We start from the raw sequence: 15,670 nt of genomic DNA on the forward strand, positions 1-15,670 counted from the left end.
CTCCTGCGCACGACCCGGCCCACGCCCGACCCCCGCCCGACCGGACGAACGACGAGGTACTCCATGGAGCTCCAGCCCCTGCTGCACGACCTGCTGGTCGCGGTGCACGCCCCGACGCAGGCGTGGTCCGACCGGGACGGACAGATCGGCCTGGTCGGAGGACGTGGCGCCCAGGGCGTCTACCACGGCGACGTCCGGGTGGTCTCCGGCGCCCGGCTCACCGTCTCGGGCGCCGTGCCGGAGGCGGTCTCCTCGGGCGCTGACGGGCCGGGTCGGGCGCGCGCGGTGCTCCTGCCGCGGACCGTGGACGGCCCCGGGGCGGACCCCACGGCCCGGCTGGAGCGCCTGCGCGAGGTGTCGCCGGGCGCCGTGACCGAGACGCTCACGCTGAGCTGCTCGACGCCCGCGCCCGTCGCGGCACGGCTGGAGATCGTGGTCACGCCCGACGGCACGCCGATGGACCGCATCAAGTCCGGCGCCGCCGTCACCGCGCCGCCGGCGGCCGAGCCGGTCGCGGGCGGCGTGCGCTGGCGGGCCGACGACGAGGTGACCGCCGAGCTGGTCGCGCCGGGCGCCCGCGTCGAGGTCGCCGCGGACGGCACGGTCCGCCTGGCGTGGGACGTCGAGGCGACCACCGGCGCGCCGGCGACCGTGGGCTGGACCGTCACCGTCACCGACGCGGGCGGTGTGGTGACGGCGCCGCGCCGCGCGGAGCCGGAGTGGGCCCCGCTGCACGTCGAGGCGGCCGACCGCCGCCTGCCGGCGCTGCTCGACCAGGCGCTCGGCGACCTGGCGACGCTGCGGATGTCCGCGCGCTTCGCCCCCGACGACGTGTTCCTCGCCGCCGGTGCGCCGTGGTTCTTCACGCTGTTCGGACGCGACTCGATCTGGGCCGCCCGGATGCTGCTGCCGCTCGGGACCGAGCTCGCGGCGGGCACCCTGCGCACGCTCGCCGCGCTGCAGGGCACCACGACCGCCCCGGCGACCGCCGAGCAGCCGGGCAAGATCCTGCACGAGGTCCGGCGCGCCGAGCTGTCGATGCCCGGCGAGGGCACCGTGCTGCCCCCCGTCTACTACGGCACGGTGGACGCGACCCCGCTGTGGGTGTGCCTGCTGCACGACGCCTGGCGCTGGGGGATGCCGGACGCCGAGGTCGAGGCGCTGCTGCCCGCGCTGGAGCGGGCCCTCACCTGGATGTCGGACCACGGCGACTCCGACGGCGACGGGTTCCTCGAGTACGCGGACGAGACCGGGCACGGGCTGGCGAACCAGGGCTGGAAGGACTCGGGGGACTCCGTGCAGTGGCGCACGGGCGAGCTCGCGACCGGGCCGATCGCCCTGGCCGAGGTGCAGGGGTACGCGCACGAGGCGGCGCTGGCGGGCGCGGCGCTGCTCGACGCGTTCGGGAGGCCGGGGGCGGCCCGCTGGCGCGCCTGGGCCGCGGGGCTGGCCGACCGGTTCCGGGCGTCCTTCTGGACCGCGGACGAGCGGGGGCGCTACCCGGGCATCGCGCTCGACGCGGACAAGCGGGTCGTCGACACGGTCACCTCGAACATCGGGCACCTGCTCGGGACCGGGATCCTCACCGCCGAGGAGGAGGCGCTGGTCGCGGCGCGGCTCACCGGGCCGGACATGGACTCCGGGTACGGGTTGCGCACCATGTCGACGGACTCCGCCGGCTACTGGCCGCTGCGCTACCACGGAGGAGCGGTGTGGCCGCACGACACGGCGATCGTCGTGCAGGGGCTCGCCCGCGCCGGGCACGCCCGCGAGGCCGCCGCGCTCGCGGAGGGCCTGCTGGCCGCCGCCCAGGGCTTCGACGACCGGCTGCCTGAGCTGTACGGCGGCGACCCGCGCGGCACCGTCCCGCAGGTCGTCCCGTACCCGGCCGCGTGCCGGCCCCAGGCGTGGTCCGCGGCCGCCGCGGTGTCCGTGCTGGGCGCCGCCCTCGGGCTGCGGCCCGACGTCCCGGGCGGGCGGCTCGACGTGCGGCCGCCCGCGCCCGCGCCGCTGGGGGCCGTGGCCGTGGAGGGGCTCCGCCTGGCCGGGCGGCCGCTCGCCGTGCGGGTCGGCGCGGACGGCCGGGCCGAGGTCGCGACCGACGCGCCGGTGGAGGTCCGCACGGCCTGAGCCGGCGCCGGGGCCGGTCCGGCGACGGGCGCGGCGCGGGGGCGGCCCCGGGCCGCGGGGGCGTCGTATCGTGGACCCCTCGTGCCCGCGGACCCCCCTGCGCGGCACGACGGCGACGGGGCGGTGGACGGATGGGACTGCTGGACCGGATCGACTCGCCCGCGGACGTGCGCGCCCTGAGCCACCCGCAGCTGCGCACGCTCAGCGCCGAGATCCGCGCGTTCCTGGTCGACCAGGTGTCGCGGACCGGCGGGCACCTCGGCCCGAACCTCGGCGTCGTCGAGCTCACGCTGGCGCTGCACCGCGTGTTCGACTCGCCGCGGGACACCCTGGTGTTCGACACCGGGCACCAGGCGTACGTCCACAAGCTGCTGACCGGCCGGCGCGACTTCGGCCGGCTGCGCCACCGCGGCGGGCTGTCGGGCTACCCGAGCCGCGCCGAGTCCGAGCACGACGTCGTCGAGAACTCGCACGCGTCCACGGCGCTGTCCTGGGCGGACGGCATCGCGCGGGCCGACGCGCTCGCCGGGCGCGACGACCGGCACGTGGTCGCGGTGATCGGCGACGGCGCCCTCACGGGCGGCATGGCCTGGGAGGCGCTCAACAACATCGCGGACGGCACGGACCGCCGGCTCGTGGTCGTGGTGAACGACAACGGCCGCTCGTACGCGCCGACCATCGGCGGCCTGGCCCTGCACCTGGACGCCCTGCGCACCACCCGCGGGTACGAGACCGTCCTGTCCTGGGGCAAGCGGACCCTCAAGCGCTCCGGGCCGCCCGGGCGGCTCGCGTACGACGCCCTGCACGGCCTGAAGAAGGGCATCAAGGACGTCGTCGCGCCGCAGGGCATGTTCGAGGACCTCGGCCTCAAGTACATCGGCCCGGTCGACGGGCACGACGTCGCGGACGTCGAGTTCGCGCTCCAGCGCGCGCGGGCGTTCGGCGGCCCCGTCATCGTGCACGTCATCACGGAGAAGGGCCGCGGCTACAGCCCCGCCGAGCAGGACGTGGCGGACCGGTTCCACGCGGTCGGGCAGATCCACCCGGAGACCGGCCTGCCGGTGGCGCCGTCGCGCTTCGGCTGGACGGGCGTGTTCGCGGACGAGGTGGTGCGGATCGGGCGCCGGCGCCCCGACGTGGTCGCCCTGACCGCCGCGATGCTCAACCCGGTCGGCCTCGCGCCGTTCGCGGCCGAGTTCCCGGACCGGACGTTCGACGTGGGTATCGCCGAGCAGCACGCCGTCACGACCGCCGCGGGGATGGCCTACGCGGGCCTGCACCCCGTGGTCGCGGTGTACGCCACGTTCCTCAACCGGGCGTTCGACCAGGTGCTCATGGACGTCGCGCTGCACCGCGCCGGCGTGACGTTCGTGCTCGACCGCGCGGGGCTCACCGGGGACGACGGCGCCAGCCACAACGGCATGTGGGACCTGGCGGTGCTCGGCGTCGTGCCGGGGCTGCGCCTGGCCGCGCCGCGCGACGGCGACACGCTGCGGGCCGCCCTGCGCGCCGCCGTGGACGTGGACGACGCCCCCACGGTCGTGCGGTACCCGAAGGGCGCGCTGCCGGACCCGCTGCCGGCGGTCGACGAGGTGGACGGGGTGGACGTGCTCGCCCGCCACGGCGGCACCGCGGACCCGGCCGTGCCGGGCGACCCGGCGTCGCGGTCCGTCCTGGTGTGCGCCGTCGGGGCGATGGCTCCCACCGCGCTCGCGCTCGGCGAGCTGCTGGCCGCCCACGGGCTGCGGGTGACCGTGGTCGACCCGCGGTGGGTCCTGCCCGTGCCGGCCGCCCTGGTCAAGCTGGTGGGGGAGCACGACCACGCGGTCACCCTGGAGGACGGCGTCCGCGAGGGCGGCATCGGCTCGGCCCTCGCGCTGCGCACCCGGGACGCCGGCATCGGCACGCCCGTGCAGGCGTTCGGCGTCCCGCGCCGGTTCCTCGAGCACGCGTCCCGCGACGAGCTCCTGACGTCCCTGCGCCTCACGGCCCCGGACATCGCGCGGGACGTCCTCGCGGCCCTCGCCACCCCCTGACCGCTCCCCGCGCGCGCGGGGCCGGGAACGGGTGACGTGACAGGGCCGGGTGCGTCGCGCGCGCCCACGTGAGCACCGTCACGTCCGTGTTCCCGCTGGTCGGGCGCGGGTTGGGACCTCGGTCCCAAGACATCCCATGACCTCGTGAATAGCGTCACGAGTACGACGTCCTCAGCGAGGGAGCATCACATGTCCACCACCGCAGTACCCCAGTCCGGCACCGACGCCACCGCGGGTGCCTGGAGCGGTTTCGTCACCGGACCCTGGTGTGACGGGATCGATGTCCGCGACTTCATCCAGCGCAACTACACCCCGTACACGGGCGACTCGGCGTTCCTCGCCGGCCCGACGGAGCGCACCACGGGCATCTGGGCGAAGCTCAGCGCGATGTTCCCGGAGGAGCGCGCCAAGGGCGTGTACGACATCGACAACCACACCCCGTCGACCATCGTGTCCCACGCCCCGGGCTACATCGACCAGGACAACGAGCTCATCGTCGGCCTGCAGACCGACGCCCCGCTGAAGCGCGCCATGATCCCCAACGGCGGGTGGCGCATGGTCGAGAAGTCGCTCGAGACCTACGGCTACGAGGTCGACGCCGAGGTCGCCAAGATCTTCACGACGTACCGCAAGACGCACAACGACGGCGTGTTCGACGTCTACCCGCCGAACGTCCGCGCGGCCCGCTCCTCGCACATCATCACCGGCCTGCCGGACGCCTACGGCCGCGGCCGGATCATCGGCGACTACCGCCGCGTCGCGCTCTACGGCATCGACGCGCTGATCGAGGGCAAGCGCCTCGAGCGGCACGAGATGGACATGGAGCCGTCGGTCGAGGACATCATCCGCGACCGCGAGGAGAACGCGGAGCAGATCCGCGCGCTCGTCGAGCTCAAGCAGATGGCCGCCTCCTACGGCTACGACATCTCCAAGCCGGCCACCGACGCCCGCGAGGCCGTGCAGTGGCTGTACTTCGCCTACCTCGGCGCCGTGAAGGAGCAGAACGGCGCGGCCATGTCGCTGGGCCGGGTCTCGACCTTCCTCGACGTCTACATCCAGCGCGACCTCGCCTCCGGTGCGATCACCGAGGAGTTCGCGCAGGAGCTCATCGACGACTTCGTCATCAAGCTGCGCATCGTGCGGTTCCTGCGCACCCCCGAGTACGACTCGCTGTTCTCCGGCGACCCGACCTGGGTCACCGAGTCCATCGGCGGCATCGGCGAGGACGGCCGGCCGCTGGTCACCAAGTCGTCGTTCCGGTTCCTGCAGACGCTCTACAACATCGGCCCGGCCCCGGAGCCGAACCTGACCGTGCTGTGGAGCAACCGGCTGCCCGAGGGCTTCAAGAAGTTCTGCGCGCAGGTCTCGATCGACACCTCGGCGATCCAGTACGAGTCCGACGAGCTCATCCGCACCTCCTGGGGCGACGACGCGGCCATCGCGTGCTGCGTCTCCCCGATGCGGGTCGGCAAGCAGATGCAGTTCTTCGGCGCCCGCGTCAACATCGCCAAGGCGCTGCTGTACGCGATCAACGGCGGCCGCGACGAGGTCTCCGGCAAGCAGGTCGCGCCGGTCAGCGCCCCGGTCGAGGGCGACGTGCTGGACTACGACGACGTCGCGGCGAAGTACGACAAGCTGCTCGACTGGCTGGCCGAGACCTACGTCGACGCGCTCAACTGCGTGCACTACATGCACGACAAGTACGCGTACGAGCGCCTCGAGATGGCCCTGCACGACCGGACGATCCTGCGGACCATGGCGTGCGGCATCGCCGGCCTGTCGGTCGTCGCGGACTCGCTGTCGGCCATCAAGTACGCCAAGGTCACGCCGGTGCGGGACGAGGACGGCCTGGTGACGGACTACGTCATCGAGGGCGACTACCCGAAGTACGGCAACGACGACGACCGCGCGGACGACATCGCCGTGGGCATCACCAAGGCCTTCATGGAGAAGATCCGCCACCACAAGACGTACCGGAACGCGCTGCACACCCAGTCGGTGCTGACCATCACGTCGAACGTCGTCTACGGCAAGGCCACGGGCAACACCCCCGACGGCCGCCGCGCCGGCGAGCCGTTCGCCCCGGGCGCCAACCCGATGAACGGGCGCGACTCGCACGGCATGCTCGCCTCCGCGATGTCGGTCGCGAAGCTGCCGTACTCCGAGGCGATGGACGGCATCTCGCTCACCTCGACGGTCGTGCCCTCGGGCCTCGGCCGCACCAAGGACGAGCAGGTGGCGAACCTGGTGGGCCTCATGGACGCGTACAACGTGTCCTCCGGGTACCACCTGAACGTCAACGTCCTCAACCGGGACACCCTCGAGGACGCCATGGAGCACCCCGAGAAGTACCCGCAGCTCACCATCCGGGTGTCCGGCTACGCCGTGAACTTCGTCCGGCTGACGCGCGAGCAGCAGCTCGACGTGCTGTCCCGGACGTTCCACGGCGGGCTCTGACCCCCACGCGGGGTGCCCGGCCGGGGGAGCAGACCCGGCCGGGCACCCGCCCCGCACCACCCCGCACGACCGCACCGGAGGAGGCCGAGATGACCAGCACCGTCGAGCACGAGGTCCCGGCCTGCGCGTCCGCCCCCGACGGTGGCGACGTCCGCGGCGAGGTCGGCGCCCCGGTGATCCAGCTCGGCGTGCCGGTGGTCGGCGGCTCGCACCACCGGTCCTCCGCCGGCACCGCCGGGCTCGAGGTCTCGGCCGCCGAGCGCAGCGAGAAGTTCGCGCAGATGCGCGCCGGCGAGCTCGGCTCGCTGCACTCGTGGGAGCTCGTCACCGCTGTCGACGGCCCCGGGACGCGGCTCACGACGTTCCTCGCCGGCTGCCCGCTGCGCTGCCTGTACTGCCACAACCCCGACACGATGGAGATGCGCCGCGGTGAGCCCGTGCTCGCCGAGGAGCTGCTGCGCCGCATCGCCCGGTACCGCGCGGTGTTCGAGGTCACGGGCGGCGGGCTGACGATCTCCGGCGGCGAGCCGCTCATGCAGCCGGCGTTCGTCGCCCGCATCCTGCGCGGCGCGAAGGAGCTCGGCGTCCACACGGCGATCGACACCTCCGGCTACCTCGGCGCGCACTGCACGGACGAGATGCTGGCGGACATCGACCTCGTGCTGCTGGACGTGAAGTCCGGCATCCCCGAGACCTACAAGCGGACCACCGGCCGCGAGCTGCAGCCCACGCTCGACTTCGGCCGCCGGGTCGCGGCCAGCGGCACGGAGATCTGGGTCCGGTTCGTGCTCGTGCCCGGGCTCACCGACGCCCCGGAGAACGTGGACGCCGTGGCCGACTACGTCGCGACGCTCGACACGGTCACCCGGGTGGAGGTCCTGCCGTTCCACCAGATGGGCCGCGACAAGTGGGCGAGCCTCGGCATGGCCTACGAGCTCGAGGACACCCAGCCCCCGAGCCCCGAGCTGGTCGCCCGCGTGCGCCAGCAGTTCCGGGACCGGGGCCTCACCGTCTTCTGAGCCGCAGCTGCGGAACGGCCGGGCCCGCGCTCACGCCGGCGCGGACGCGACGCCCGGCGCCAGCAGCCGCCGCCCGAGCACCCGCTCGGACCACCCCTCGCGGTCCAGCCACGGGCAGATGCCGCCGAGGTGCGCCGGCCAGCCCGCACCGAGCAGCATCGCCAGGTCGACCTGCTCCGGCCCGGGGACGACGCCCTCGGCGAGCAGCAGGCCGATCTCCTCGGCCAGCCCGCGGGCGACGCGCTCCAGCACCGCGTGGCCGTCGCCGCCCCCGGCCGGGCCGAACGCGTCCTGCACGGCCGGGTCCACCTCGGGGAGCCCGGCCGGACCGGTGCGCGTGACCGTGCGGCCCTGCTCGACGAGGCGGTCGAGCCCGGGCGACAGGGGGTAGCGGTCGCCGAGCTCGTCGTGCAGCGTGACCAGCACGTGCCGCGCCACGGGCAGGCCCACGAGCTGCAGCAGCGCGAACGGGGACATCGGCAGGCCGAGCGGCCGCAGAGCGGCGTCCGCGACCTCGACGGGCGTGCCGTCCGCGACCGCGGCGAGGACGTCCGCGAGCATCCGCAGGAGCACGCGGTTGACCACGAACCCGGGCCGGTCGGTGGTCCGCACGACGGTCTTGCCGGCGCGCCGGGCGACGTCGACCGCGGTGGCGAGCGACGCGGCGTCGGACGCGCCGGCCGCGACGACCTCGACCAGCGGCATCTGCGCGACGGGGTTGAAGAAGTGCAGCCCGACGACGCGCCCGGGGTGGGCGAGCCCGTCGGCCATCGCGGTCACCGACAGCGCGGACGTGTTCGTGGCCAGCACGCAGTCCGGGCGCACCCGCTGCTCCAGCTCGGCGAACACGGCCCGCTTCACGTCGAGCACCTCGGTCACGGCCTCGACGACGAGGTCCGCGCCCGCGAGGTCCGCCAGGTCGGTGCCGACGCGGACCCGGTCGACGAGCCGGCGGCCCGCGTCCTCGTCGAGCCGGCCCCGGTCCACGGCCTGCGCCACCAGGTCCTCGACGCGCCGCCGCCCGGCCGCGGCGCGCTCGTCGTCCACCTCGCGCATCGCGACCGGCACGTCCAGCCGGGACCCGAGCAGCACGGCGAGCTGCGCCGCCATCAGGCCGGCGCCGACGATGCCGACGGACCGCACGGGACGCGGGTCGGCGCCGGGCCCGTCCGTGCGCGCGGCCCGGCGCGAGCCGGGGCCCGTGAGCTCCGCCGCGTAGAGGGCGGCGCGCGCCTGGTCGGACACCAGGAGCGCGGCGAGCGCGTCGTCCTCCGCCCGGAAGCCGGCGTCCCGGTCGCGCGCGCCCGCCCGCGCGAGCAGGTCCAGCACGTGGGCGTACGCCGGGGCGGCGCCGTGCAGCCGGGCGTCCAGCACGGCCGCGGCCCGGGCGACCGGGTCCGCCTCCCCGGGCGGCACCGGCGGGACGGCTGCGCCACGCCGGTCGGGCACCGCGTCCCCGGCGCGCAGCGTCCCCGCGGTCCACGCGAGCGCGTGGCGGTCGAACCCGTCGGCGGGCAGCACGGCGTCCACCAGCCCGGTCGCCAGCGCCTGCTCGGCGGTGGTCAGCCGGTTCCCGGCGAGCGGGCGCAGGACGGCGAGCTCGACCGCCGCGGGGAGGCCGACCAGCCGGGGGAGCAGCCAGCACCCGCCCCAGCCGGGGACGATGCCGAGCGAGGCCTCCGGCAGGCCGAGCGACCGCACCCCCGCGGCGACGACGCGGTGGTCGCAGTGCAGCGCCAGCTCCAGCCCGCCCCCGAGCGCGTGGCCGGTGATCCACGCGACCGTGGGCACGGGCATCTCGCCGAGCAGCCGCAGGGTGGCGTGCCCGGCCGCCCCCAGCGCGTGGCCGTCCGACCGGTCGCGCAGGGTGCGGGCCACGCCGAGGTCGGCGCCCGCGACGAAGCAGCCCGGCCGGCCGGTGACCGCCACGGCGGCGACCTCGCCGCGCTCCGCCCGCCCGCGCACGGCGACCAGCGCCTCGTGCAACGCGACGAGCCCCCGCGGGCCGAGCGTCGTCGGCCGCCGCTCGTCGGCCGCCGTGAGGGTGAGGACCGCGAGCACGCCGCCGTCGTCCGGCAGCGCCACGTCGCGCGCGTCGACCCGCAGCACGTGGTCCGCCGGCTCGGCGGGCAGCGACGCCAGCAGCTCGGCCGGCGGTGCCGCGGGGCCGGGACCGGTCGGCGCGGCCGGTGCCGCACGGCGGCCGGACGGCGCGTCGCCCCCGGCGCGTTGCGGGGCGGAGCTGGTCGTGGACGGTGCCTCGGCGGCGTGGCGCATGCGGTCTCCCTGGGACGTCGGTGTCCGGCGGAACACCCGCGACCCTAACCGCGCACCCCGGCGCTGTCGCGGGACGCCCGACCGCGGCGTGAGGTCGGCCGGGCTACGCCGGGGCGCCCTGCTCCGCGAACGCCGCGGCCAGCCGCTCGGCGAGCAGCCCGACCTGCCACGGCCGCGCCCCGCCCGCGGCCAGCCGCTCGGCGAGGTGCGCCGCGTCCGCGGGCTCGGGCGGCGTCCAGCACACCCGCCGCAGCAGGTCGGGCTGCAGCAGGTTCTCCGCGGGGACGTGGTGCGTCTCCGACAGCTCCGCGACGACCGCCCGGGCCGCGGTGAGGCGCGCGGCGGCCGCCGGGTCGCGGTCGGCCCACGCGCGGGGCGGCGGCGGGGCGTCGGTGCGCGGGCCGCGGGAGGACGGGAGCTGGTCGTCGGGCAGCGCGAGGCCGGCGTCGACGGCGCGCTGCCAGAGCGCGGCGCGCCGCCGGGTGCCCTTGCCGGAGAACGGCGGCAGCGCCACGAGCTGCGGGACCGAGCGGGGGAGCGCCTGCGCGGCGGCGACGATCGCGGCGTCGGGAAGCACGCGGCCGGGGGAGATGTCCCGCTGCCGGGCGTTCTCGTCGCGCGTCTCCCACAGCGACCGGACGACGGCCAGCCGGCGCGGGTCGCGGATCGCGTGCACCCCGGAGACCCGACGCCACGGCTCCACGCGGGGCGCCGGCGGGGGCGCGAGCCGGACGGCCTCGAACTCCTCGGCGGCCCACTGGGCCTTGCCGGCCAGGGCGAGCCGCTCGGCCAGCACCTCGCGCAGCTCCACCAGCACCTCGACGTCGAGCGCCGCGTAGCGCAGCCACTGCTCGGGCAGGGGCCGGGTCGACCAGTCGACGGCCGAGTGCTCCTTCGCCAGGCCGAGGCCCAGCAGCTCGGCGACCACCGCCGCCAGCCCGACGCGCTCCAGGCCGAGCAGGCGCGCGCCCAGCTCGGTGTCGAACACCCGCGAGGGACGCATGCCCTGCTCGGCGAGCGCGGGCAGGTCCTGCGAGGCCGCGTGCAGCACCCACTCGACGCCGACGAGGGCGTCCGACAGCGGGGACAGGTCGGGCAGCGCGACCGGGTCGATCAGCGCGGTGCCGGCCCCCTCGCGCCGGAGCTGCACCAGGTAGTTGTGCTGGCCGTAGCGGTACCCGGAGGCCCGCTCGGCGTCGACCGCAACGGGGCCGGTGCCCGCGCCGAACGCCTCGACCACGCGCGCGAACGCCTCGGGCGTGTCGACGACCGCGGGGACGCCCTCGGCGGGCTCGGTCAGGGGGACCACGTCGGGCTCGGCCGGGGCGCCGGCCGGCTGGGGGACGGACTGCATGGGTCAACCGTAGGCCGTCGCCGCCCCCGCCCCGCGGTACGGCACGCTGCGGGGCCGGGCGGCCTCGGGCCGTCGGGTCAGGACAGCAGCCCGGTCCGGATCGAGATCGCCACCAGGGCGGCGCGGTCGCCGGTCCCGAGCTTGCGGGAGATGCGCGCGAGGTGGCTCTTGACCGTCAGCGCGGACAGCCCGAGCTCCTCGCCGATGGCGCGGTTGCTGAAGCCGTCGGCCACCAGCCGCAGCACGGACAGCTCGCGGGTGGTCAGGTCGGGCCGGCTGCGGGCGAACGGCGACGGCACGGCGCCGGGTGCCGTGCCGGGCAGCCCGACGACCGCGTTCGGGTCGGTGGCGACGGCTCCCCGCAGGCCGCCGGTGAGCAGGCCGACGAGGTCGCGGCGGCCCGCGCGCCGGGCGAGCAGGATGACCCGGCCGGAGCCGCGGCGTCGCAGGTTGCGCACGAGCGCCTGCCCGTCGCCCTCCGCGAGCTCGGTGACGACGACGCACATCTGGCCGAGACCGCGCCGGCGGGGGTCCGCGCCGGGGGCGGCCGGGCGGCGGGTCTGCGGGGCGAGCGCCGCCACGCGCGAGGAGGGCGCGGCGTGGGTCGCGGGAGCGCCCGGACCGGTGCGGCCGGCGGCGGGCGCGCTCGGCGCGCCCGTCCGTTGTCTGATCGGCTCGAAGCTCACTGCTGCGCCCCCTCGACGGTCCATCACTTGCCCCCTTTATCGGCCCGTCGCGCCCGTGTCTTGAGCGGAACGGGTGACATCGTGTCGTGCGCCCGGGTGCCTTGTCACGTGATCGGCGGTCACGTGAGCGGCGCGACGGCGTGTCGTGGCGCCGTGCGAGGTCAGTGCCGCAGGCCCAGCGACACGACGCCGTCCGGCAGCGGAGGGAGCCCCGCGACGGTGCACAGGAGCACCCCCCAGGCCCGCAGGTGCGGGGCCAGGTCGGGCTCGCGTGCCGTCCAGGAGGCCCGCAGCTCGAGCTCGCACAGCTCGGGGCGCTCGTCCAGCGCGCCGAAGGACTGCGACAGCACCCGCGTCACGGTCCCGCCCGCGGCGTGGGCGTCGACGTCGGCCGAGGCCAGGGCGTCGGAGAACCAGCTCCACGCCACCTCGGCGAGCAGCGGGTCCTGGCCGACCTCGGGCTCGAGCGTCGCCCGCACGAGCGTCACCAGGCGGAACGCGCCCTCCCACGCCTCCTGGCCCGCCGGGTCGTGCAGCACGACGAAGCGGCCCGTGGCCAGGGCGTCGGCCTCCGGGTCGCGCCGGCTGCTGCGGACCTCCGCGACCAGCGCCGCGGTGTACGGGGCGATGCGGCTGGGCCCGGGCGCCTCCTCCAGCGAGACCTCGGGACGCAGCGTGACGCCGCGCAGCGAGCGCAGGGCGCGCAGGAACTCCGGTGGCGCGTCACGGGGGCCGGTGCTCACAGCAGCCGAGCGTAGGGGCGGGCGCCCGGAGGGTGGGCGAGCCACGCCGGTCGGCCGGCGCCCGCACTAGGGTGAAGGGTCCCTGGCACCGCCGCCGACCGCCTCCCGAAGGAGCCCCCGCGCATGTCCGACGCACCTGCCGCACAGATCGGCGTCACCGGCCTGGCCGTCATGGGCCGGAACCTGGCCCGGAACCTGGCCCGGCACGGCTACGCGGTCGCGGTGCACAACCGCTCGCAGGCCCGCACCGACTCGCTGGTCGCGGACCACGGCCACGAGGGCACGTTCGTGCCGTCGGCGACCACCGAGGAGTTCGTCGCGTCGCTGCAGCGCCCGCGCACGATCATCGTCATGGTGAAGGCCGGCCCCGCGACCGACGCCGTCATCGACGAGCTCGTGCCCCTGCTGGACGAGGGCGACATCGTGGTCGACGCCGGCAACGCGCACTTCCCCGACACCCGCCGGCGCGAGGCCGCCCTGCGCGAGAAGGGGCTGCACTTCGTCGGGACCGGCGTGTCCGGCGGCGAGGAGGGCGCCCTGAACGGCCCGTCGATCATGCCGGGCGGCTCGCGCGAGTCGTACGCCGTGCTCGGGCCGATCCTCGAGGACATCTCCGCCAAGGTGGACGGCGTGCCGTGCTGCACGTACGTCGGACCGGACGGCGCGGGGCACTTCGTCAAGATGGTGCACAACGGCATCGAGTACGCCGACATGCAGCTGATCGCCGAGGCGTACGACCTGCTCAAGCAGGGGCTGGGCGCGGGCGCGGCGGAGATCGCGGACATCTTCCGGACCTGGAACGAGGGCGACCTGGAGTCGTTCCTCATCGAGATCACCGCCGAGGTGCTGTCCCAGGTCGACGCGGAGACCGGGTCGGCGTTCGTGGACGTCGTGCTGGACCAGGCCGAGCAGAAGGGCACCGGCCGCTGGACGGTGCAGAACGGCCTCGACCTGGGCGTGCCGATCACCGGGATCGCCGAGGCGACCTTCGCCCGTGCGCTGTCCGGCTCCGTCCCGCAGCGCACGGCCGCCCGCGGCACGCTGCCCGCGCACGCCGAGCCGATCGCGGTGGCCGACCGGGACGCGTTCGTCGAGGACGTGCGCCTGGCGCTGTACGCGTCCAAGGTCGTCGCGTACTCCCAGGGCTTCGACCAGATCGCCGCGGCGTCCGCCGAGAACGGCTGGGACATCGACCGCGGTGCGATGGCCCGCATCTGGCGGGGCGGCTGCATCATCCGCGCGCGGTTCCTCAACCGGATCACCGAGGCGTACGAGCGCGACGCCGACCTGCCGCTGCTGCTGGCCGACGAGTACTTCACCGGCGCGGTGGCGAACGGGGTCGCGGCGTGGCGCCGGGTCGTCGCGCAGGCCGCGCTCGCCGGCATCCCCGTGCCCGCCTTCTCGTCGTCGCTGGCGTACTACGACGGCGTGCGCGCCGAGCGGCTGCCGGCGGCGCTGATCCAGGCGCAGCGCGACTTCTTCGGTGCGCACACCTACCGGCGCACCGACAAGGACGGCACGTTCCACACCGACTGGTCCGGCGACCGCACCGAGCAGCCCGCGTGAGCGCCGCGGTCCCCGCGCCCGGGGACGACGCGCTGCGCGACCTGCAGCCCGTCGTCCTCGGCGCCGACATCGGCGTGTACGCGCTCGCCCGGGCGTTCCACGAGGAGTACGGGGTCCGGAGCATCGTCGTCAGCGGCGCGGCGCTCGGCCCCGTCGCGCACTCGGCGATCCTCGACAACGTCCTGGTCGCCGACGGGCACGACCCCCGCCAGCTCGTCGACGCCCTGCTGCGCGTCGCCCGCGAGCAGGCCGGGCGCCGGCTGGTGCTGCTCGCGAACTCCGACTGGCTGGTGCGCGTCGTCGTCCAGCACCGGGCAGAGCTCGAGCCGCACTACGTGGTGCCGTTCCTGTCGCAGGACCTGCTGGACCGGCTGTCGGACAAGGCGACCTTCGCCGAGGTCGCGACCTCGCTCGGTCTGGACGTGCCGCGCACGATCGTGCAGGACTTCGCGGGTGCGGACGACCCCGCGTGGGCGCCCGTGCCGGTGGACGTGCCGTACCCGCTCATCGCGAAGGCGGCGAGCAGCGCGGACTACCAGGAGGTGTCGTTCCCGGGGAAGAAGAAGGTCTTCGAGATCGGCACCCCGTCCGAGCTGGACGCGCTGTGGGACTCGCTGCGCGCCGCCGGGTTCCGGGGCCGGTTCGTGGTGCAGGAGCTCGTGCCGGGCGACGACACGCAGATGCGGTCCGTCACCGCGTACGTCGATAGCCGCGGGGAGATCACCCTGCTGTGCTCCGCGCACGTGCTGCTCGAGGAGCACACCCCGTCGGGCCTCGGGAACCCCGCCGCGATGGTGGTCAGCCGCGAGCAGGGGATGCTCGACCAGGCGGCGGCGTTCCTGCGAGGCGTCGGCTACGTCGGGTTCGCGAACTTCGACGTGAAGGTCGACCCGCGCGACGGGACGTACCGGTTCTTCGAGGTCAACCCCCGCATCGGGCGCAACAACTACTACGTGACCGCCGCCGGGGCGAACGTCGCCCGGTTCCTCGTGGAGGACCGCGTGCTGGGCCGCGCCGTCGAGCCCGTCGTCGTGGACACCGAGGTGCTCTACTCGATCCTCCCGCACCGGCTGCTGCTGCGGTACGTGCTCGACCCGGCGCTCGCCGGGCGCGTGCGGGAGCTCATCCGGTCCCGCCGGGTGGCGCACCCGCTGCGCTACCGGGGCGACGCCGGCCCGCGCCGGCGCTGGTACGCGTTCGCGGCCGCGCTCAACCAGGTGCGCAAGTTCCGCCGGTACTACCCGGAGGTCACCGGCACGGGGTTCTGAGCCCCGACCCGGCCGGCACGCCCCGGTCCCGACGCTAGGCACGCCACCCGCGTCGGGGCCGGGGCGTGCTGCGTGCGGCCACCTCGCGCGCCGGGCCCCTCGCGCCGCGTGCCCGCTGCGCCCGGACCTGCTCC

Annotated in this window: 10 protein-coding genes; 6 read left to right on the top strand and 4 right to left on the bottom strand. The window is 75.7% G+C overall.

Annotated features, from left to right (window positions below):
- The first annotated feature begins 63 nt into the window (after positions 1-63).
- The 4 genes from P9841_RS00370 to pflA all read left to right on the top strand — a co-directional run bounded on the left by P9841_RS00370 (position 64) and on the right by pflA (position 7,642).
- Entirely contained in the window at positions 64-2,130 is a 2,067-nt protein-coding gene (locus P9841_RS00370) for a glycogen debranching N-terminal domain-containing protein (protein ID WP_283320164.1), read from the top strand.
- 131 nt (positions 2,131-2,261) lie between these two features.
- Positions 2,262-4,166 (top strand): 1-deoxy-D-xylulose-5-phosphate synthase, encoded by a 1,905-nt coding sequence (gene dxs, locus P9841_RS00375; protein WP_283320165.1) that lies wholly within the window; start codon positions 2,262-2,264, stop codon positions 4,164-4,166.
- A gap of 189 nt (positions 4,167-4,355) precedes the next feature.
- Entirely contained in the window at positions 4,356-6,623 is a 2,268-nt protein-coding gene (gene pflB / locus P9841_RS00380; protein ID WP_283320166.1) for a formate C-acetyltransferase, read from the top strand.
- A gap of 89 nt (positions 6,624-6,712) precedes the next feature.
- Positions 6,713-7,642: a pyruvate formate-lyase-activating protein gene (gene pflA, locus P9841_RS00385; protein WP_283320167.1), complete on the top strand. Its 930-nt coding sequence runs from the start codon at positions 6,713-6,715 to the stop codon at positions 7,640-7,642.
- Between the two features lie 30 nt (positions 7,643-7,672).
- Here pflA and P9841_RS00390 read toward each other — a convergent pair whose 3' ends face one another.
- The 4 genes from P9841_RS00390 to P9841_RS00405 all read right to left on the bottom strand — a co-directional run bounded on the left by P9841_RS00390 (position 7,673) and on the right by P9841_RS00405 (position 12,702).
- Positions 7,673-9,919 carry a 3-hydroxyacyl-CoA dehydrogenase NAD-binding domain-containing protein gene (locus tag P9841_RS00390; protein WP_283320168.1) on the bottom strand — a complete coding sequence of 749 codons (2,247 nt, stop codon included), beginning with the start codon at positions 9,917-9,919 and terminating at the stop codon, positions 7,673-7,675.
- 103 nt (positions 9,920-10,022) lie between these two features.
- Positions 10,023-11,273, bottom strand: coding sequence for an HRDC domain-containing protein (locus tag P9841_RS00395; protein WP_283320169.1), 1,251 nt, complete (start codon positions 11,271-11,273; stop codon positions 10,023-10,025).
- Positions 11,274-11,350: 77 nt separating this feature from the next.
- Entirely contained in the window at positions 11,351-11,959 is a 609-nt protein-coding gene (locus P9841_RS00400; protein WP_283320170.1) for a response regulator transcription factor, read from the bottom strand.
- A gap of 161 nt (positions 11,960-12,120) precedes the next feature.
- Positions 12,121-12,702 (bottom strand): DUF3000 domain-containing protein, encoded by a 582-nt coding sequence (locus P9841_RS00405; RefSeq protein ID WP_283320171.1) that lies wholly within the window; start codon positions 12,700-12,702, stop codon positions 12,121-12,123.
- A gap of 123 nt (positions 12,703-12,825) precedes the next feature.
- Between P9841_RS00405 and gnd the strand changes: the two genes are divergently transcribed.
- Positions 12,826-14,268 (top strand): NADP-dependent phosphogluconate dehydrogenase, encoded by a 1,443-nt coding sequence (gene gnd, locus P9841_RS00410; RefSeq protein ID WP_283320172.1) that lies wholly within the window; start codon positions 12,826-12,828, stop codon positions 14,266-14,268.
- A complete protein-coding gene (locus P9841_RS00415) occupies positions 14,265-15,536 on the top strand; it encodes a carboxylate--amine ligase (protein WP_283320173.1) in 1,272 nt (423 codons plus the stop codon). The genes gnd and P9841_RS00415 overlap by 4 nt, the downstream gene beginning before the upstream one ends.
- The last annotated feature ends 134 nt before the right edge of the window (positions 15,537-15,670 follow it).

The sequence above is a fragment of the Cellulomonas sp. ES6 genome (assembly GCF_030053835.1).
Taxonomy (GTDB): Bacteria; Actinomycetota; Actinomycetes; order Actinomycetales; family Cellulomonadaceae; genus Cellulomonas.